At 42.3% G+C, this 19,029-nt stretch carries 17 protein-coding genes and 1 tRNA gene; 17 read left to right on the forward strand and 1 reads right to left on the reverse strand.

Translation table 11 applies throughout. The features are described from left to right. The first annotated feature begins 37 nt into the window (after positions 1 to 37). From tkt to HMPREF2637_RS06830, 11 genes are all read left to right on the forward strand, one after another. The gene (tkt, locus tag HMPREF2637_RS06780; RefSeq protein WP_070839722.1) at positions 38 to 2,023 is read left to right on the forward strand and encodes a transketolase; all 1,986 of its coding nucleotides are present in this window, start codon (positions 38 to 40) and stop codon (positions 2,021 to 2,023) included. Positions 2,024 to 2,115: 92 nt separating this feature from the next. Continuing rightward, positions 2,116 to 2,188: transfer RNA gene (locus HMPREF2637_RS06785), tRNA-Thr, on the forward strand. Positions 2,189 to 2,332: 144 nt separating this feature from the next. Then, on the forward strand, positions 2,333 to 2,962 hold the full coding sequence (tmk, locus tag HMPREF2637_RS06790) for a dTMP kinase (protein WP_064524810.1): 630 nt from the start codon (positions 2,333 to 2,335) through the stop codon (positions 2,960 to 2,962). 8 nt (positions 2,963 to 2,970) lie between these two features. Further along, on the forward strand, positions 2,971 to 3,846 hold the full coding sequence (locus tag HMPREF2637_RS06795) for a DNA polymerase III subunit delta' (RefSeq protein WP_060971875.1): 876 nt from the start codon (positions 2,971 to 2,973) through the stop codon (positions 3,844 to 3,846). Continuing rightward, on the forward strand, positions 3,843 to 4,649 hold the full coding sequence (ricT, locus tag HMPREF2637_RS06800; protein WP_060971874.1) for a regulatory iron-sulfur-containing complex subunit RicT: 807 nt from the start codon (positions 3,843 to 3,845) through the stop codon (positions 4,647 to 4,649). Before HMPREF2637_RS06795 ends, ricT begins: the two co-directional genes overlap by 4 nt. After that, positions 4,636 to 4,956, forward strand: coding sequence for a DNA replication initiation control protein YabA (gene yabA / locus HMPREF2637_RS06805; RefSeq protein WP_002887582.1), 321 nt, complete (start codon positions 4,636 to 4,638; stop codon positions 4,954 to 4,956). Before ricT ends, yabA begins: the two co-directional genes overlap by 14 nt. A gap of 2 nt (positions 4,957 to 4,958) precedes the next feature. Continuing rightward, entirely contained in the window at positions 4,959 to 5,825 is an 867-nt protein-coding gene (gene rsmI, locus HMPREF2637_RS06810; protein ID WP_014633487.1) for a 16S rRNA (cytidine(1402)-2'-O)-methyltransferase, read from the forward strand. A gap of 137 nt (positions 5,826 to 5,962) precedes the next feature. After that, positions 5,963 to 7,198: an ammonium transporter gene (locus HMPREF2637_RS06815; RefSeq protein ID WP_064524812.1), complete on the forward strand. Its 1,236-nt coding sequence runs from the start codon at positions 5,963 to 5,965 to the stop codon at positions 7,196 to 7,198. Positions 7,199 to 7,208: 10 nt separating this feature from the next. Further along, positions 7,209 to 7,550, forward strand: coding sequence for a P-II family nitrogen regulator (locus tag HMPREF2637_RS06820; protein WP_002886165.1), 342 nt, complete (start codon positions 7,209 to 7,211; stop codon positions 7,548 to 7,550). A 90-nt stretch (positions 7,551 to 7,640) separates the two neighbouring features. Beyond that, positions 7,641 to 8,297 carry a glucosaminidase domain-containing protein gene (locus HMPREF2637_RS06825; protein WP_037601972.1) on the forward strand — a complete coding sequence of 219 codons (657 nt, stop codon included), beginning with the start codon at positions 7,641 to 7,643 and terminating at the stop codon, positions 8,295 to 8,297. A 17-nt stretch (positions 8,298 to 8,314) separates the two neighbouring features. Then, positions 8,315 to 9,136, forward strand: coding sequence for a Cof-type HAD-IIB family hydrolase (locus HMPREF2637_RS06830; RefSeq protein WP_037601974.1), 822 nt, complete (start codon positions 8,315 to 8,317; stop codon positions 9,134 to 9,136). An 18-nt stretch (positions 9,137 to 9,154) separates the two neighbouring features. Here HMPREF2637_RS06830 and HMPREF2637_RS06835 read toward each other — a convergent pair whose 3' ends face one another. Then, complete coding sequence (locus HMPREF2637_RS06835; protein WP_064525666.1) at positions 9,155 to 9,661, reverse strand: YgjV family protein; 507 nt, start codon at positions 9,659 to 9,661, stop codon at positions 9,155 to 9,157. A gap of 223 nt (positions 9,662 to 9,884) precedes the next feature. Between HMPREF2637_RS06835 and HMPREF2637_RS06840 the strand changes: the two genes are divergently transcribed. The 6 genes from HMPREF2637_RS06840 (at position 9,885) to glyS (ending at position 19,006) form a co-directional block, all read left to right on the forward strand. Next, entirely contained in the window at positions 9,885 to 10,961 is a 1,077-nt protein-coding gene (locus tag HMPREF2637_RS06840) for an SH3 domain-containing protein (RefSeq protein ID WP_070839725.1), read from the forward strand. A 136-nt stretch (positions 10,962 to 11,097) separates the two neighbouring features. Then, positions 11,098 to 12,729, forward strand: coding sequence for a Na/Pi cotransporter family protein (locus HMPREF2637_RS06845; protein ID WP_070839728.1), 1,632 nt, complete (start codon positions 11,098 to 11,100; stop codon positions 12,727 to 12,729). A gap of 84 nt (positions 12,730 to 12,813) precedes the next feature. Beyond that, a complete protein-coding gene (nagA, locus tag HMPREF2637_RS06850) occupies positions 12,814 to 13,962 on the forward strand; it encodes an N-acetylglucosamine-6-phosphate deacetylase (protein WP_048790603.1) in 1,149 nt (382 codons plus the stop codon). A gap of 105 nt (positions 13,963 to 14,067) precedes the next feature. Next, positions 14,068 to 15,312 carry a YkvI family membrane protein gene (locus tag HMPREF2637_RS06855; RefSeq protein ID WP_070839731.1) on the forward strand — a complete coding sequence of 415 codons (1,245 nt, stop codon included), beginning with the start codon at positions 14,068 to 14,070 and terminating at the stop codon, positions 15,310 to 15,312. Positions 15,313 to 15,768: 456 nt separating this feature from the next. Further along, positions 15,769 to 16,686 (forward strand): glycine--tRNA ligase subunit alpha, encoded by a 918-nt coding sequence (gene glyQ / locus HMPREF2637_RS06860; RefSeq protein WP_002886077.1) that lies wholly within the window; start codon positions 15,769 to 15,771, stop codon positions 16,684 to 16,686. 283 nt (positions 16,687 to 16,969) lie between these two features. Continuing rightward, positions 16,970 to 19,006 (forward strand): glycine--tRNA ligase subunit beta, encoded by a 2,037-nt coding sequence (gene glyS / locus HMPREF2637_RS06865; RefSeq protein ID WP_064524817.1) that lies wholly within the window; start codon positions 16,970 to 16,972, stop codon positions 19,004 to 19,006. Positions 19,007 to 19,029 lie beyond the last annotated feature (23 nt).

The raw sequence follows: 19,029 nt of genomic DNA on the forward strand, positions 1-19,029 counted from the left end.
TGCTCCGCATTTTTTTCCAAAAAGGAGAGTTAGAATCATGACTTTTGATGCAATTGACCAAATGGCGGTCAGCACTATTCGTTCACTTTCGATCGAGGCAATTCAAGCTGCGAATTCTGGGCACCCAGGTCTTCCTATGGGTGCAGCGCCAATGGCTTATGTGCTTTGGAACCATGTGATGAATGTTAATCCAAAGACTAACCGTAACTGGACAAACCGTGACCGTTTTGTTCTTTCTGCTGGTCATGGTTCTGCCTTGCTTTATAGTCTATTGCACCTTTCTGGCTATGATGTGACAATGGACGACTTGAAGAATTTCCGTCAATGGGGCTCTAAGACTCCAGGACACCCTGAAGTTAATCATACTGATGGTGTTGAAGCTACTTCAGGACCTCTTGGTCAAGGGATTGCTAATGCTGTTGGTATGGCCATGGCTGAAGCGCATTTGGCTGCTAAATTCAACAAACCTGGTTTTGATATTGTTGACCATTATACTTATGCCCTACATGGCGATGGCTGTTTGATGGAAGGTGTTTCTCAAGAAGCTGCCAGTCTTGCTGGTCACCTTAAACTTGGTAAGTTGGTACTTCTTTACGATTCAAATGATATCTCACTTGATGGACCAACTTCAATGGCTTTCACAGAAGATGTTAAGGCTAAGTTTGAAGCTTATGGTTGGCAACACATTCTTGTCAAAGATGGTAATGATTTGGAAGCTATTGCTAAAGCCATCGAAGAAGCTAAGGCTGAGACAGATAAACCATCTATCATTGAAGTTAAGACAATCATTGGTTATGGAGCTGAAGGACAAGGAACATCAGCTGTCCACGGTGCTCCAATCGGTCAAGATGGCATTGATCACGCAAAAGGTGTTTACGGTTATGATGCACCGGCATTTACAGTTCCAGATGAAGTTGCTCGTCGTTTTGAAGCTGGTATTAAATTCCGTGGTGAAGCTGCTGAAAATGCTTGGCAAACTAAATTTGCAGAATATGAAACTGCTTACCCAGAATTGGCTGCTGAATACAAGGCTGCCTTTGCAAATGAACCTGTACACGTTAACTTGAATGCTCATGAATTGGGTTCAGCAGTAGCTAGCCGTGTATCAAGTCAACAAGCTATCCAACAGATTTCTGAACAAGTTCCTTCATTCTGGGGAGGTTCAGCAGACCTTTCAGCTTCTAACAATACTATGGTTAAGGCTGAGTCTGATTTCCAAGCAGACAACTATGCTGGACGTAATATTTGGTTTGGTGTGCGTGAGTTTGCTATGGCTGCAGCGATGAATGGTATTGCTCTTCATGGTGGTACTCGTGTTTATGGTGGTACTTTCTTCGTCTTCTCAAACTACTTGCTTCCAGCAGTACGTATGGCAGCTCTTCAAAACTTGCCAGTAACTTATGTTATGACACACGACTCAGTAGCAGTTGGTGAAGATGGACCTACTCACGAACCAATCGAACAATTGGCAAGTGTGCGTTCAATGCCTAACCTTAACGTTATCCGTCCTGCAGATGGTAATGAAACTAATGCTGCATGGAAACGTGCTTTGGCTGAGACTGAACGTCCAACAATGCTAGTTTTGACACGACAAAACTTGCCAGTCCTTGAGGGTACAGCTGAAAATGCTGAAACTGGTGTCAATAAAGGGGCTTACATCATCTCAGAAGCTAAAGGTGACCTTGATGGTATCATCATTGCGACTGGTTCTGAAGTGAAATTGTCTCTTGATACTCAAGCGGCTCTTGAAGCTGAAGGCGTGCATGTTCGTGTTGTTTCAATGCCATCACAAAATCTCTTTGATGAACAAGATGTTGCATATAAAGAAGAAGTTCTTCCAGCAGCTGTGACAAAACGTTTGGCTATCGAAGCTGGAACTAGCTTTGGTTGGGGCAAATACGTTGGTCTTGCAGGTAAGACACTTACTATTGATACTTGGGGTGCCTCAGCACCTGGTGACCGTATCTTTAAAGAATATGGTTTCACTGTTGAAAATGCAAGTCAACTTTACAAATCATTGTAAGAAAAGAAAGAGCTTGGTTCGTCCAAGTTCTTTTTTCTAAATTTCATACAGAACTTGACTTTTTAGGACATAGTGCTAGAATGACTGTGTCAGCCGATTTAGCTCAGTTGGTAGAGCAACGCACTCGTAACGCGTAGGTCACAGGTTCGAAACCTGCAATCGGCATGGTCAGAAGTATTAAGATAGTAAAAAGAGATTTTTAGGAATCTTTTTTCTTATCCTTTTAGATAACCTATATTTCAATTGAGATTGTGCTTTTAAGCTAAAATTTGATAAAATAGAAGATGAAAAAAATCAGAAGGAAGTATCATGTCAAAAGGGTTATTAATCTCAATTGAAGGGCCAGACGGTGCTGGAAAGACTACAGTTTTGGAGGCTCTTTTGCCTCGTTTAAGAGAGGTTTATCCAGATCAAGTCGTGACGACACGTGAACCAGGCGGAGTGGCTATTGCAGAGCAAATCCGAGAGGTTATTTTGGATGTGGATAATACGGCTATGGATGCTAAGACAGAGCTCTTGCTCTATATTGCGGCTCGCCGTCAACATCTGGTTGAGAAGGTCTTACCAGAGCTTGAAAAAGGCAACATGGTCATCATGGATCGTTTTATTGATTCATCAGTTGCTTATCAAGGTACTGGTCGTGGCTTGAATCAGGATGAGATTGCCTGGTTAAATGCCTATGCGACTGATGGGCATAAACCTGATGTGACTCTATTGTTTGATGTGGATTCTGAGACTGGTTTGGCCCGCATTGCAGCCAGCGGTGAACGTGAAGTCAATCGGTTGGATTTAGAGAAGCTTGACTTGCATCAGCGTGTACGTCAAGGTTATTTAGATTTAGCACAGGCTGAACCAGAACGTATCAAGCTAATCGATGCCTCACAGGCTTTTGAAGATGTTGTAGAGGACGCTTGGAAAGTAATTAAAGGCTATTTATAAGGAGCAAGATGAAGTTAGCTGAAAGTCAAAGCAAACTATTTGAAGAGTTTTCACAAATTATCAGGGAAAATCGTTTGAGTCATGCTTATTTGTTTTCGGGTGATTTTGGAAGTCTCGACATGGCTATTTGGCTAGCACAGAGTCGATTTTGTGTGACTCCTGAGAATAGTCTACCTTGTGGTCATTGTCGTCCCTGTCGCTTGATTGCACAGGGGGACTTTTCTGATGTTAAATTAGTAGAGCCACAAGGACAGATTATTAAGACGGACACGATTCGTCAGTTGACCAGAGAGTTTAGTCAATCGAGTTTTGAGGGGCAGGCTCAGGTGTTTATCATTCGTGATGCAGATAAGATGCATGTCAATGCTGCCAATAGTCTATTAAAGTTTATTGAAGAACCTCAAAGTCAGATTTATATTTTTCTTTTGACAGCTGATGATAGTCGTATGTTACCGACGATTAAAAGTCGAGCTCAACTCTTTTATTTTCCTAAGAATCGGGCTTATCTGGAAGAATTGCTGCAGAAGGAAGGCTTGTTGTTGACACAAGCCAAAGTGTTGGCGGATTTTGCCAAAGATGATGTTCAGGCTTTAGACTTAGCTAAGGATAATAGGATTCTTGATCTGATTAATACAGTAGAGCGTTTCACACAGTCCCTGCTATCTAATCAGGACCTGCTTTATTTGGATGTTGCAAAACTGGCTGTCCAGTGTAGTGAAAAGTCGGAACAAGAGATGGTCTGGGCTTTTTTAACTTATCAATTGGGGAAGGATATACAAAATCCACAAGTAAGACGATGGTTAGGCTTAGTTTATGAGGCACGAAAAATGTGGCTAGCTAATGTCAGCTTTCAAAATGCGATGGAGTATATGGTATTATCATGACAGAAGTCATTGGAATAAAATTTGAAGAAACTGGAGCAGTAGAATATGTTGTTCCTGATAAAAATTATGCCAAAGATGACTTTGTAGTCGTTTTGGAGAAAAAAGATAAACGCCTAGCCCAGGTTGTCATGGAAAACACAGATTTTCCTGAGGTTAGTTTGCCTGCGGATTTGAATCGGGTTGAAGGATTGGCAGGAGAGAAAGATTTCGCTAGATATGATGAAAATCTTTTGAAGGCTGAAAAGAGTATGGGAGTAGTAGCTGATTTAATTACTCAAAATCAGCTAGAAATGAAGGTGGTTGACATTGTCTTTCCGCTAAACTGCTCTTATGTGCTAATCAGTTTTGTTGCTGAAAAACGGGTAGATTTTCGTCAATTGCTCAAAGATTTGGCTTCTTACTTTAAGACACGTATTGAGTTGCGCCAAATTTCGAGTCGTGAGGAATCAAAGATTTATGGTGGCCTAGGACCTTGTGGCCGAGCACTTTGTTGTTCTAGTTTTTTGGGTGAATTCCCACCAGTATCGATTAAGATGGCTAAAAATCAGAGTTTATCTTTGAATTCTGGTAAGATGAATGGGGTCTGTGGTCGACTTATGTGTTGTCTCAGTTATGAAGATGACTTTTACCGAGATAGCAAGGCTAGTTATCCTGACTTGGGTGATGACATTGAAACCAAGGATGGCACAGGTCAGGTCGTTGCCATTGATGTAATTGCAGGGACCATTAAGGTTGTATTTGAAAAAGGGCGTGCGCCCCTAACTTATGGAGTGGAGGAAGTTCAGCTAAATGGAAAAGCGTGAATTGTATGATAAATTCGAGGAATTATCACAAAATTTGATGTCGATGTTGGCAGAAGTGGAAGCAATTAAGGCGAACTTCTCAGGGATTCTTGATGAAAATACGGCCCTCAAGTTGGAAAACGACAAGTTGCGTGAGCACTTGAGTCAAGTGGTTCAAGAGGAGACAGGGACTAAAATGTCTCATGGTAAGGTGAACCTCGAGGCTATTTATGATGATGGATTCCATATTTGTCCAGATTTTTACGGCCAACGTCGTGATAATAATGAAGCTTGTGGCTTCTGTGCAGAATTGTTGTACGGAGACTAAACATGCAGGTTCAAAAGAGTTTTAAGGGGCAATCTAGCTACGGTACCCTCTATCTGGTTCCCACACCTATTGGGAATTTGCAGGATATGACTTTTCGTAGTGTGCAAATCCTGAAAGAGGTGGATTTTATTTGTGCGGAGGACACGCGCAATACGGGTCTCTTGCTCAAGCATTTTGAGATTGAAACGAAGCAGTATTCTTTTCATGAGCACAATGCTTATGAGAAAATTCCAGATTTACTGGAGCGCTTGAAGTCAGGTCTTTCTTTGGCTCAGGTTTCTGATGCGGGGATGCCTTCTATTTCGGATCCTGGGCATGATTTGGTCAAAGCTGCCATTGCAGAGGATATTCCAGTGGTGGCCTTACCGGGAGCATCGGCTGGTATTACAGCCTTGATTGCCAGTGGTTTAGCACCTCAACCTCATATTTTTTATGGCTTCCTACCCCGTAAAAAAGGACAGCAGATTGATTTCTTTAAAGAAAAAGTATCTTATCCTGAGACACAGATTTTTTACGAGTCACCTTACCGTGTGGCGGATACTCTTGAAAATATGCATGAGGTCTATGGCAACCGTCAAGTAACTTTAGTTCGAGAATTGACCAAGCTTTATGAAGAGTACCAACGAGGATCTATTTCAGAAGTTTTAGATTATATTGCTAGTAATCCTCTCAAGGGTGAATGTTTACTGATTGTGGCTGGAGCTTCTGAAAATGATAAGGAAGAAAATCTAACATCAAATGTTACCCCGGTAGAGGCTATAGAAGCTTTAATTGCCTCTGGAATGAAACCTAATCAGGCTATAAAAACCGTTGCTAAAGAGCGAAAAATGAACAGACAAGAGCTTTATAACCTTTTTCATGGGGTTTAAGAGGCTCTTTTTTTTGTGGCAACATAAGATGTTAGAAAAGAAAGAATTATCAAAAAATTCCGCAAATAAACTTGTATGCCTCGTAATTTTGTGTTATATTATCTGACATAAAATAATTTACGCATTGGAGTGGTTTCATGGATACAGGTAGCAGTGCCTTTATATTGATTTGTTCAGCCATGGTTTGTTTGATGACACCGGCCTTGGCCTTCTTCTATGGTGGGCTTGGACGTCGTAAGAATGTTATCAATACCATGATGATGTCTGTTCTTCCCTTAGCTATAGCTTCCCTCTTGTGGATTGTTGCTGGCTACTCGCTTTCTTTTGGCGGTCATGGGAACTTCTTCGGTAATTTCAGTCACCTTTTTTTAAATGGCGTGTCTGAAACGGCTTCAAGTCGTGGTCTAACCATTCCTGATATGCTGTTTGCTGCTTTTCAGATGATGTTTTCGATTATCTGTGTGGCGATTTTGACGGGTTCAGTAGTAGGAAGGATGCGCTTTACGCCTTTAGCCATTTTTGTTGTCTTTTGGTTACTTCTTGTCTACTATCCATTTGCACATATGGTTTGGGACGAAGGGCTCCTTGCTAAATGGGGGACGATTGACTTCGCAGGTGGTGATGTGGTTCATATTACCTCTGGTGTATCGGCCTTGGTTCTGGCAATCGTTGTTGGTAAACGTCGTGATTTTGCCATTTTAGAACACCGTCCTCATAATGTTCCTTTTGTTCTATTGGGAGCGGGTCTCTTATGGTTTGGTTGGTTTGGCTTTAATGCAGGATCAGCCTTGGCTGCTAATGGCTTGGCAGTTCACGCGCTAGTGACCACCCATGTTTCAGCAGCTGCAGCCATGTTTTCATGGTTGGCAATTGAAAAACATGTCACAGGACATCCATCCTTGGTTGGTGGTTCAACCGGTTTGGTGGCAGGTCTGGTTGCAATCACACCTGGGGCTGGTTTTGTTTCAATTTGGAGTGCGATTCTAATTGGTCTTATGGTTAGTCCGATTTGTTTTTATGCTATTTCTGTCTTGAAGAAACGTTTTGCCTATGATGATGCTTTGGATGCTTTTGGTTGCCACGGCGTTGGAGGAATCTTTGGTGGTTTGGCTACTGCGATTTTTACGACACCAGATTTAGCTCTAGATAAGGCTAATATTGGTTTGATCTATGGAAAGGCGCATCTGTTTATAGTGACTATTTTAGCTATTATCTTTACAGCTATTTGGTCTGCTCTTGTGACCTATGGTATTATTAAAGTAATTGCTCATTATATGCCTTTGCGTGTTAGTGACCGTGATGAAGCTATTGGTCTTGATGACTGTGAACACAAGGAAACAGCCTATCCAACCTTTATGGGCTTAGATTCGTAGGAGAATACAGATGAAAAAAGTAGAAGCGATTATTCGTTCGGATAAATTGGAAGATTTGAAAAATGCCTTGACTGGTAGTGGTTTGGCCAAGGGGATGACTGTAAGTCAAGTTCTGGGTTATGGTAATCAACGTGGCTTTGCAGAGTTTGTTCGTGGACAGCGCATTGTTCCTACCTTATTAGCTAAGGTTAAGGTTGAAATTGTAGTTAAGGATATGGCGGTTGACGAAGTTGTTGATGCCATTCGGAGCGCCGTGGCGACAGGAGAAGTTGGTGATGGGAAGATTTTTATTGTTCCTATTGATGATGTTATCCGCATTCGTACTGGTGAACGTGGTGGAGACGCCATTTAATATAATGAAGGCTTAAACCGGTTGGTTTGGGTCTTTTTTAGTGAATTTTGATATACTTAGAGGAGTTAGTATGATTGAGGGGGTGACCAATTGGCAAAAGGAAAAAAGAAAAGTAAGTCTAAAGCTAGACCTAAGAAAACTAAAAAGAAACAGAAGTCTTTCTTGCTCTTTCCTAAATTTTTCCAAAAGTGGAGTCTGATTTTTATTGGCCTATTTGCCTTATTGGGACTCCTAGCTAGTTTAAATTTTCCAAAGTTGACTATGGAAAAGAACATGACATCTACAGATGAGAGGACAGTTGCTTTTATTGCCGAGATTGGAGAGACGTCGCGCTATTTGGCAGCTAGAAATGATCTTTATGCATCTGTTATGATAGCTCAGGCCATCTTGGAATCCGACTCTGGACAATCTACTTTGAGTCAGAAGCCGTCCTATAACTTCTTTGGGATTAAGGGGGATTACAATGGTCAAAGTGTGACCCTACCGACTTGGGAGGATGATGGTAAGGGTAATCCTTACTATATTGATGCGGCTTTTCGTTCTTATGGCTCTGTGGAAAATTCTTTACAGGACTATGTGGATTTCCTTGAGGGAAGCTACTATGTAGGGGTGCACCGTTCCAATACTAAGAATTATAAGGATGCGACAGCTGCCCTAACAGGGGTCTACGCTACGGACACAACCTATGGCGACAAATTAAACAGCATCATTGAACAATACCAGTTAACCATTTATGACACTTATTAGGGTCGAAGGAGAGTAAAATGAATCAGAACCAAGTGAAACTCATTGCAATTGACATGGACGGGACGCTCTTAAATAGCCAAAAAGAGATTCCTGTAGAGAATATTAAGGCTATTCAAGAAGCAGCTGCGGCAGGTATCAAAATTGTCCTTTGTACAGGACGCCCACGTTCAGGTATTCTTCCCCATTTTGAGAAATTAGGACTGAGTGAAGAAGAGTACATTATCATGAACAATGGTTGTTCAACTTATGAGACAAAAAATTGGAACTTGCTTCAATATGAAAGTTTATCTCGCTCTGAGATGGAAGAACTCTTGCAGGCTTGCGAAGGCTTTCCAGAGGTGGCTCTAACCTTTACTGGTGAGAAGACTTACTATGTTGTGGGCGATGAAGTGCCTGAGCTAGTAGCATATGATGCTAGCACTGTTTTCACAGAAGCGAAGGCTAGAAGTTTGGAAGAGATCTTTGTGGAAGGCCAAGTGATTTTCCAAGCCATGTATATGGCTGATTCTGAACCTTTGGACGCCTTCCAAAACGCTGTGCAAGATAGACTTAGTCAAAGCTATAGCACAGTTCGTAGCCAAGACTATATCTTTGAAATCATGCCACAGGGGGCAACTAAGGCCAGTGGACTTAAGCATTTAGCGGAAAAACTTGGAATTGCTCCAGATCAAATCATGGCTCTGGGTGATGCTGCTAATGACCTTGAAATGCTTAAATTCGTCGGTCAAAGTGTTGCCATGGGTAATGCTAGTGACGATATTAAAGAGTTGTGTAAGTATGTGACCTTGACAAATGACGAGGCAGGCGTAGCCCACGCTATTCGTACTTGGGCTTTATAAGAAAAAGACCTTTAGCTTCTATCTGCTAAAGGTTTTTCGATTTTTAATAATGGCAACAAGAGTAGTCAGTGTGATGGTGACATCAGTGACGGCAGCTGGGTAGGCCTTAATGGTCAAATCGTAAATTAGCCAGAGTAACATATTCTCAATGATGACCCAGCGAAGCCACTGAAGGTTTCGTGTGATGGCAATGGCTAAACTATAAGAGACTGAAGAGATGATTGGCAGATAGCCAATAAGTCCAAGTTGATTGAGATAGGTTCCTACAATGATTTGAATAATGATAAGGATGGTCAAGATAGCCTTGGTCATCTTCTTTTTGACCATCAAGCTATTACGAATGATGGAAATACTAATGGTTAAAGCACCGGTATAGCCCCCCAATAAGAGGTTGGCTATAGCAGTAAAAATGTAGTCGGTAATTTGCCAGACCAGCATTTTATGTTTTGATTTTGCAAAAGAAGATATGGCGACACATAGGGCACCGATGGCTGAGAATACTTGTGCTAGAAGATAGATTGTCATGATATAACTTTCAATTTTTGTCTCCATTATATCACAAGGATTCAAGAGATTTTCATCTCTTTTTTAGAATTTACAGCCCTAATATGTTAGCGTTTACATTAGAAAGTGATATAATAAAAGTGTAGAAAAGATTGTTCCTTAAAAGTAGAGAGAACCCGATGTTGCCTTGTGACATAGGTCCTATCTTTACTTTTTACGATAGACTAGAAATGAGGAAATAATTATGAAAAACAAATTTTCCCAAGCAATCGTGCTTTCCATGGTTACCCTTTCCTCAATGGCTTTGTTGACGGCCTGTTCCAGCCATAAGGAATCGAGTTCAGCAGATAAGACGCCTAAGAGTAGCCAGGTGACCTCATCAAGTAGAGTTAAATCATCCAATAAAGATAGTGGTAAGACCAGCAAGCCTAGTGCTAAAGTCAAGGAGTCTTCTGGTTCAAATACTGAATCTTCAAGTGCACCAAATAGTAAAAAGTCTTCTGCACCAAGTTCAAGCAGTAGTCAGACTCAGTCATCATCTTCAAATAGTTCATCAGTTCCCTCAAGCAGTCAGTCACAGGCTCCTAAATCTTCAAACGAGAGTCAGTCTTCAGCCAGTCAATCCCAAGCGCCAAAGAGCTCAAGTGATAGTCAAGCTTCAAGTAGTCAATCTAGCAGCCAAGCTCAAGCTAAAACGGATACGCAAGTGACCACTGTAGATATGGATGTGAGTGCGGTAGCGCGTGGTCAGTTTGATAGTATTGCCGGAACTTGGAAGTCTAGTGATGGCAGTCGTTTGGTCTTTGACAATACTAGCCTAGTAGGAGATATAACTGCACAAGGCCAAGCGACAGTTCATAATTATGTACACCCGAAAGATGATTATCAAGAGGGCTCAGGTAAGTATGATGCTACCCTCTCAAGAGATAGGGGGGACACCTCTGGTATCGTTGGAGATATTAGCTTTGTCTCTAAAAAAGCAGCTATTTCTGGTCCAAGCTACGAACAAGATACCATTCAAGTAACCAGTACTGGAGGAACAAAGGTCTACTTAAAAGAATCAGATAATATGACGCTACCTAAAGACGTGACAGTTACTGACAATCAACTTCCAATTGATGGTGGTATAGCAGAATCTGGCAGCTACAAGCTTACCAAACGTACGGCTGTCAAAAATACTCCTAGTGATAAGGCTCCAGTTGAATTTTACTTAGAAGCAGGTGATCAGATTAACTTTGATATGAAGGTTACTCAAGATGGTCATAGTTGGATTTCTTACATCAGCTATAGTGGTGTTCGCCGTTATGTTCAAGTGGATTAATTGAGATATCTAGAAAGGTCAGATTTTCTTCTGATCTTTCTATTATTTTGTGGAAAAGCCTTGTTTATTCCCTAATAAATCGATACAATAGAAAGGTCGGTTTTACCGAAAAATTTTAAATAATGAGGACAAAAATGTGTCAGTAAATTGGCAAGATATTGCGTTTTCTTTCCTCGGTGGTTTGGGGCTTTTCCTTTTTAGTATCAAGTACATGGGAGATGGTCTTCAACAAGCAGCCGGAGATAAGTTGCGTTTTTACATCGATAAGTATACCAGTAACCCGTTTTTAGGGGTTTTGATTGGTATTGTCATGACGGCCTTGATTCAGTCGAGTTCAGGGGTTACCGTTATTGTCGTCGGTCTGGTTTCGGCAGGGCTTTTAAGTCTTCGTCAGGCTATTGGTATTGTCATGGGGGCAAACATCGGGACAACCGTAACTTCCTTCATGATTGGTTTCAAGCTTGGTGACTATGCCCTTCCAGTGATTTTCCTGGGAGCTGCGCTTCTCTTCTTTACAAGCAATAAGAAGCTCAATAACCTAGGTCGTATCTTGTTTGGTGTAGGGGGGATTTTCTTTGCCCTTAACCTTATGGGAGATGCGGTTGAGCCTTTGAAGTCAGTTACAGTCTTTAAGGATTACCTGGCAACCTTGGGTGATCGCCCAGTCATGGGGGTTATCATCGGTGCTGGCTTGACCATGTTGATTCAGTCGTCAGCAGCGACCATCGGTATTCTTCAGAGTCTCTATTCAGGTGGTTTGCTTGACCTGCAAGGTGCCCTTCCAATCCTCTTTGGGGATAATATCGGGACGACTATCACAGCGGTTCTAGCTGCTCTTGGTTCAAACATTGCAGCTAAACGTGTGGCAGGGGCTCACGTACTGTTCAACGTCATTGGGACGGTCTTGTGTTTGATTCTCTTGGTACCATTCACAGCCTTGATTCAATGGTTTAAGTCTGTGCTGGGTTTGACACCTGAGATGACTATCGCCTTTGCTCACGGTACTTTTAACATCGCAAATACTATTGTTCAATTCCCATTCATCGGACTCTTGGCTTACCTTGTGACTAAGATTATTCCTGGTGAAGATGAGATTAACAAGTACGAAGCACTCTACTTGGACCGTTTGCTTATCACACAAGCACCAGCTATCGCCCTTGGTAATGCTAAGAAAGAATTGGTGCACTTGGCATCGTACGCCATCCAGTCTTTGGAAGCTTCCTATGCTTTCTTTGCTAAGGGAGATGAAAAATACTTCGATAAGGTTGAGAAGTATGAAACAGCAGTTAATAGTATTGATGAAGAGTTGACAACTTATTTGATTGACATCTCTAACGAATCTCTAAGCGTTTCTGAAAATGAAGTGTTGGCAAGTGTGCTTGACTCTGTTCGTGACTTGGAGCGTATTGGTGACCTTGCAGTTGCAAGTGCAAACCTTTCACAACACATTCATAATAAGGGAATTGAATTTTCTGATACTGCCAAGGCTGAGCTTGCGGATGTTTACAACCGTACTCACCGTATCGCCCTTGATAGTATTCGTGTTGTTGTAGATGACGATAAGGTACTTGCAGGTCAAGTCATCCTTCGCCATGAAGAGTTGGAAAAACTTGAAAAACAATTGCGTAAAATACATACCAAACGTCTTAACAATGGTGAGTGTACTGCGCAAGCAGGTATCAACTATGTTGATTACCTCTCACATTACACACGTATCGCAGACCATGCGATTAACCTTGTTGAAAAGGTTACAGAAGGTGTGATTTAATAGAGAAAGTCGAGAAAATTTCTCGGCTTTTTTGTTATAATGAAAGCGTATTAAAAACATAGAAAAATGATGAGAGGTGGTCCTATGACCTATTATATTTCAGCCAAACGTTTTTATTTTGAACATAAAATCAAGGAAGGTGGCTACCTAGCGGTTGAGGATAGCCGTTTTGGTGACTGGACGGAAAATGTACCAGAAGGTGCAGAGGTGCTAGATTACAGTGATTATCAGATTTCTCCGGGTCTTGTAGATACTCACATTCATGGATTTGCGGGTTATGATGTCATGGATAATTCTGAGGAAAGTCTTCTAGGCATGAGTCAGGCCTTGCTTTCAGCAGGTGTGACCTCCTTCTTACCGACAGCTTTAACAGCGCCATTTGAAGAGTTGAAGGCTATTTGCCAAACAACAGCTAATACGGTTGGTAAGGAGACTGGTGCCAAAATTCAAGGGCTCTTCTTTGAAGGACCTTATTTCACTGAAACCTACAAGGGAGCTCAAAATCCTAAGTATATGGGCAATCCAAGTGTGGAACAATTGAAGGAATGGCAGGAGGCGGCTCAAGGAAAACTGATTAAATTGGCTCTTGCCCCTGAACGTGAGGGAGTAGCTGAATTTATCCAAGAAGCAACCAAGCAAGGCGTGACTATTGCTCTAGGTCATTCCAATGCCACATATGAAGAAGCCATGGCAGCAGTGGAAGCCGGGGCGTCCGTTTGGGTTCACGTCTACAACGGGATGCGTGGCTTTACCCACCGTGAGCCAGGTATGGTTGGTGCAGCCTTCGATAGTCCTGAAACTATTGGTGAACTGATTGCAGATGGTCATCACGTGGTCCCTGCAGCTTGTAAGGTTCTTATCAAGCAAAAGACACCTCAAGGAGTTGCCCTAATTACAGACTGTATGTCAGCGGGAGGCTGTCCGGACGGCGACTATATGTTAGGCGAACTTCCTGTTATTGTTGAAAATGGTACCGCCCGCCTCAAAGAAGGTGGTAATCTAGCTGGATCTATCTTACAACTTAAAGACGGTGTCAAACATGTGGTTGATTGGGGACTTGTGACAGTTGCTCAAGCCTTACAAATGGCCACTAGTGTTCCAGCTAAATCGGTTGGGCTTGAAAATACTTGCGGAAGCCTAAAAGCAGGTTTACCAGCTGATTTTATTGTATTAGATGACTCCTTGGAATTACAGGCAACCTTTGTTGATGGACGAAAAGGTTGGGAAAAATAAGAGTATGAGTAGCACTTTCTTATGAAGGTGCTGTTTTTTATTGATTTTTACAAAGGTGTTAGAGTAGTGTAAAATAGAAATACTTTGTATTTTACAGGAGGTAATATGTCAAAACGTATTTGGAGCATTGCCCTGGCCTATGTTGGTGTAATGATTGGTGCAGGGGTATCTTCAGGACAGGACCTCTTACAGTATTTTGTTAGTTTTGGAGCCTGGGGACTGATAGGTGTCATAGTTCTAGGAATCTTGCATGTTGGCTTTGGGCGACTCATGATTGCTCTGGGAAGTTATTATCGCTCAGACAATCACTCAGTAGTCCTGGCAGAAATCAGTCATCCTGTTATCTACCGTATTTTGGATATCGCTTTGATTATCACTTGTTTCCTGTTTGGCTTTGTTATGACAGCGGGGGCAGGGGCTAACCTAAACCAACAGTTCGGCTTTCCGATTTGGGTAGGTGCCTTCCTGTGTACAGCTCTGACAATCTTTGTGAGTTTCCTAGATTTCAAAAAAATCATAGGTGTTATTGGAGTTTTTACCCCTATGATTTTGGTTATGATTGCCATGATATTCGTGACCAATGTTTTAGGACGTCATTGGGATTTTGCTGAGATGGATAAGGTGTCGCAAACCATTCAATCTCCCTTCCCAAGTATTTGGCTGTCTGTGGTTAATTATTTTGCCGTTTGTGTCATGTCAGCCATAGCCATGGCCTTTGTCATGGGTGGCTCTATTCTCAAAATCAATGAAGCCGAAAAGAGTGGAGCCTGGGGAGGATTTATGGTTGGTGTGATTTTCTTCGTCACAACCTTGATCCTCTTTGCTAACAGTGATAAGATTGCTAGCTCAGATGTTCCTATGTTGGCTATTGCTAAGGAAGTGAATCCTATCTTTGCGACGCTCTACGCCTTAGTTATCTTTGGCTTGATTTTTAATACCGTCTTTAGTCTCTACTATGCCCTTGGTAAACGCTTTTCAGCAGGTAGTGAGAAACGCTTCAAGTTCTTCGTGGCTGCATTTGCCCTTGCTGGTTTTGCTATTTCCTTCATGGGCTTCCGTCAACTGGTAGCGATTATGTATCCTATTATCGGTTATCTGGGGATGCTGATGTTGATCGTGCTGGTTGTGGCTAGCTACCGCAAAAAAGCTAAGATTCGTAAGGAAAAGGAAATTCGAAATCATCTCTTGTCTATCGTTGAGAAAGCTTATGATCCCAATCAAGACTTGACCCATCGGGACAAGAAAAAGGCCGAAGAACTTCGAGAAGCCTCAATTCTTGATAATGATATTCTCCATGAAGACTCCCATGCACATGTTTGTCAGGAAATGGGGATTAGTAAGAAGGATTAGAATTTTATTTTACAAGTTTCTCTATTTCTGCTATAATACTGACAAGAAAGAAGGGCTTATGGCGTTTTTCTAGCGAGCTTGGGACAGTGGAAGCCAAGTAGAGCAAAGTAGGCAAGTGGCGCTTTCTCTCAGCAAATAGCTGAAGACAAACAGATAAAATGAAGTAATAAATTAGGGTGGAACCGCGTTTCTGACGCCCCTAGGTCGTTTGACTTAGGAGCAGAGACACGGTTCTTTTTGTATCCTGAGTCACAAGAAACTTTATGAATAAGGAGTAAATAATGTCTAAAAAATTGACTTTCCACTGCGTCAGTGGTAGAGACCTCCTTATAGTCGGACTGCCCCACGCTCAGCACTAGGGTGCCTGAGCTAAACGCAGTACTAACTCGTCTTGCCTCGTAAAATCGACGAGGCAGACTCGTGTCGCAAGAAATCATTTAAATCAAGGAGTATTTAATGTCTAAGAAATTAACATTTCAAGAAATTATTTTGACTTTGCAACAATACTGGAATGACCAGGGTTGTATGCTCATGCAGGCTTATGATAATGAAAAAGGTGCGGGAACCATGAGTCCTTACACTTTCCTTCGTGCCATTGGTCCTGAGCCATGGAATGCGGCTTATGTAGAGCCATCTCGTCGTCCAGCGGATGGTCGTTACGGGGAAAACCCAAACCGTCTTTACCAACACCACCAATTCCAAGTGGTTATGAAACCATCACCATCAAACATCCAAGAACTCTACCTTGAGTCATTGGAAAAATTGGGTATCAATCCTTTGGAACACGATATCCGTTTCGTTGAAGATAACTGGGAAAACCCATCAACTGGTTCAGCTGGTCTTGGTTGGGAAGTTTGGCTTGACGGTATGGAAATCACTCAGTTCACCTACTTCCAACAAGTTGGTGGATTGGCAACTGGTCCAGTAACTTCTGAGGTCACTTACGGATTGGAACGTTTGGCTTCTTACATCCAAGAAGTAGATTCTGTTTACGACATCGAGTGGGCTCCAGGCGTTAAATACGGAGAAATCTTCCTTCAACCAGAATACGAGCACTCAAAATACAGCTTTGAAGTTTCTGACCAAGATATGCTTCTTGAAAACTTCGAAAAATTTGAAAAAGAAGCAGGACGTGCTTTGGAATTGGGCCTTGTTCACCCAGCCTATGACTACGTTTTGAAATGTTCACACACCTTCAACTTGCTTGACGCTCGTGGTGCTGTATCCGTTACAGAACGTGCCGGTTATATTGCCCGCATCCGTAACTTAGCCCGTGTCGTAGCCAAAACCTTTGTTGCAGAACGTAAGAAACTTGGTTACCCACTTCTCGACGAAGCCACACGCGCAAAACTCCTAGCAGAAGAGGAAGAATAAAAAAGAGTTATAAGAATGGAAAATGGGCAAACAAAGTGAGCCCACATGGCTACCCAGAGGCAAGTCGAAGACTTGCTAAAGGGATAGGCACCGCCGTACTGGTATATGGGGATTTTTGAAACGTTAGGTTCAAAAATCAGTTGGCTAAATCCACTTTGATGAGACTATTGGAAATCGATGTGGAGAAGACAGAAGATTTCCCTACAGCCTCACAAAGTTAGTTAGCAACGTCCCCAGTACCTAAGGTGCCTATCAACAAGAAGAATTTTGTAAAGGAAAAAACATGACAAAAAACTTATTAGTAGAACTTGGACTTGAAGAGTTGCCAGCCTACGTTGTCACACCAAGTGAAAAACAACTCGGTGAGAAAATGGCAGCCTTCTTGGATGACAACCGTCTTTCATACGAAAGCATTCAAACCTTCTCAACACCACGTCGTTTGGCAGTCCGTGTGATTGGTTTGGCTGATCAACAATCTGATTTGACCGAAGATTTTAAAGGACCTTCTAAGAAAATCGCCTTGGATGCAGATGGAAACTTCTCAAAAGCGGCTCAAGGATTCGTCCGTGGGAAAGGTTTGACTGTTGATGATATCGAATTCCGTGAAGTCAAAGGTGAAGAGTACGTTTATGTCACTAAGCATGAAGCTGGAAAACCAGCTAAAGAAGTCTTGGCTGGCGTTCCAGAAGTACTTGCTTCATTGACCTTCCCTGTCAGCATGCACTGGGCTAACAACACATTTGAATACATTCGCCCAGTTCACACCTTGACAGTTCTTTTGGGCGACGAAGCGCTTGACCTTGATTTCTTGGATATCAAGTCAGGTCGTGTGAGCCGTGGACACCGTTTCCTTGGACATGAAGTGGAAATCACCAATGCGGATTCTTATGAAGAAGACCTTCGTACCGTTTACGTGATTGCGGATAGCAAAGAACGTGAAAACATGATTCGTGAGCAAATCAAAGCTATCGAAGCAGAACAAGGTGTTCAAGTTCAAATCGAAGAAGGACTTTTGAATGAAGTCTTGAACTTGGTCGAATACCCAACTGCCTTCATGGGAAGTTTTGATACTAAGTATTTGGATGTTCCAGAAGAAGTTTTGGTGACCTCAATGGAAACGCACCAACGTTACTTTGTTGTACGTGACCTTGATGGTAAACTTAAACCAAACTTCATCTCAGTCCGTAATGGTAACGCTGAGCATTTGGAAAATGTTATCCGAGGAAATGAAAAAGTATTGGTTGCACGTCTTGAAGATGGTGAATTCTTCTGGCGTGAAGACCAAAAACTTAAGATTGGAGACCTCGTTGCTAAATTGGCGAACGTAACCTTCCATGAAAAAATTGGTTCTCTTTCAGAACACATGGCCCGTGCTGGTGTTATTGCAGCGTCATTGGCTGAGCAAGCTGGTTTGACTGCAGAAGAAACGGCAGCCGTCGCTCGTGCAGCTGAAATCTACAAATTTGACCTCTTGACGGGTATGGTCGGAGAGTTTGATGAATTGCAAGGGATTATGGGTGAAAAATACGCCCTCCTTGCAGGTGAAGATGCTGCGGTTGCGACAGCTATCCGTGAGCACTACCTTCCTGATTCAGCAGACGGAGCCCTTCCAGAGACTAAGGTTGGTGCTATCCTTGCGCTTGCAGATAAATTGGATACCCTCCTTTCATTCTTCTCAGTTGGCTTGATTCCATCAGGTTCCAATGACCCTTATGCGCTTCGTCGTGCAACACAAGGGATTGTTCGTATCTTGGATGCCTTTGGCTGGCATATCCCTATGGATGAGTTGATCGACAGCCTTTACGCCCTTTCATTTGATAGTCTTTCATATGACAATCAAGCAGAAGTCATCAACTTCATCAAAGCGCGTGTGGACAAGATGATGGGACGCACACCAAAAGATATCAAAGAAGCCGTTCTTGCTGGTTCAAACTTTGTCGTGGCTGATATGCTTGAAGCAGCTAATGCCCTCTCAGAAGCTGCTAAGGCTGATGGTTACAAAGCAGCTGTTGAATCACTCTCTCGTGCCTTCAACTTGGCAGAAAAAGCAGATGCTTCAGTAGCAGTCGATGCTAGTCTCTTTGAAAATGATCAAGAAAAAGCTCTTGCTAAAGCGATTGAAGAGCTAGAGTTGACTGGTTCAGCTAGTGACAAATTGGCTCAACTCTTTGCTCTTAGCCCAGTCATTGATGCTTTCTTTGACAATACTATGGTTATGGCAGAAGATGAGGCAGTTAAAAACAACCGTTTGGCCCTTCTTGCAGGTCTTGTAGCTAAAGCCAACGCTGTTGCAGCTTTCAACCAATTGAACACAAAATAATTACTGATGACAGGTAGAAGGTA

The organism is Streptococcus sp. HMSC065H07 (assembly GCF_001837325.1).
Classification (GTDB): Bacteria; Bacillota; Bacilli; order Lactobacillales; family Streptococcaceae; genus Streptococcus; species Streptococcus salivarius_H.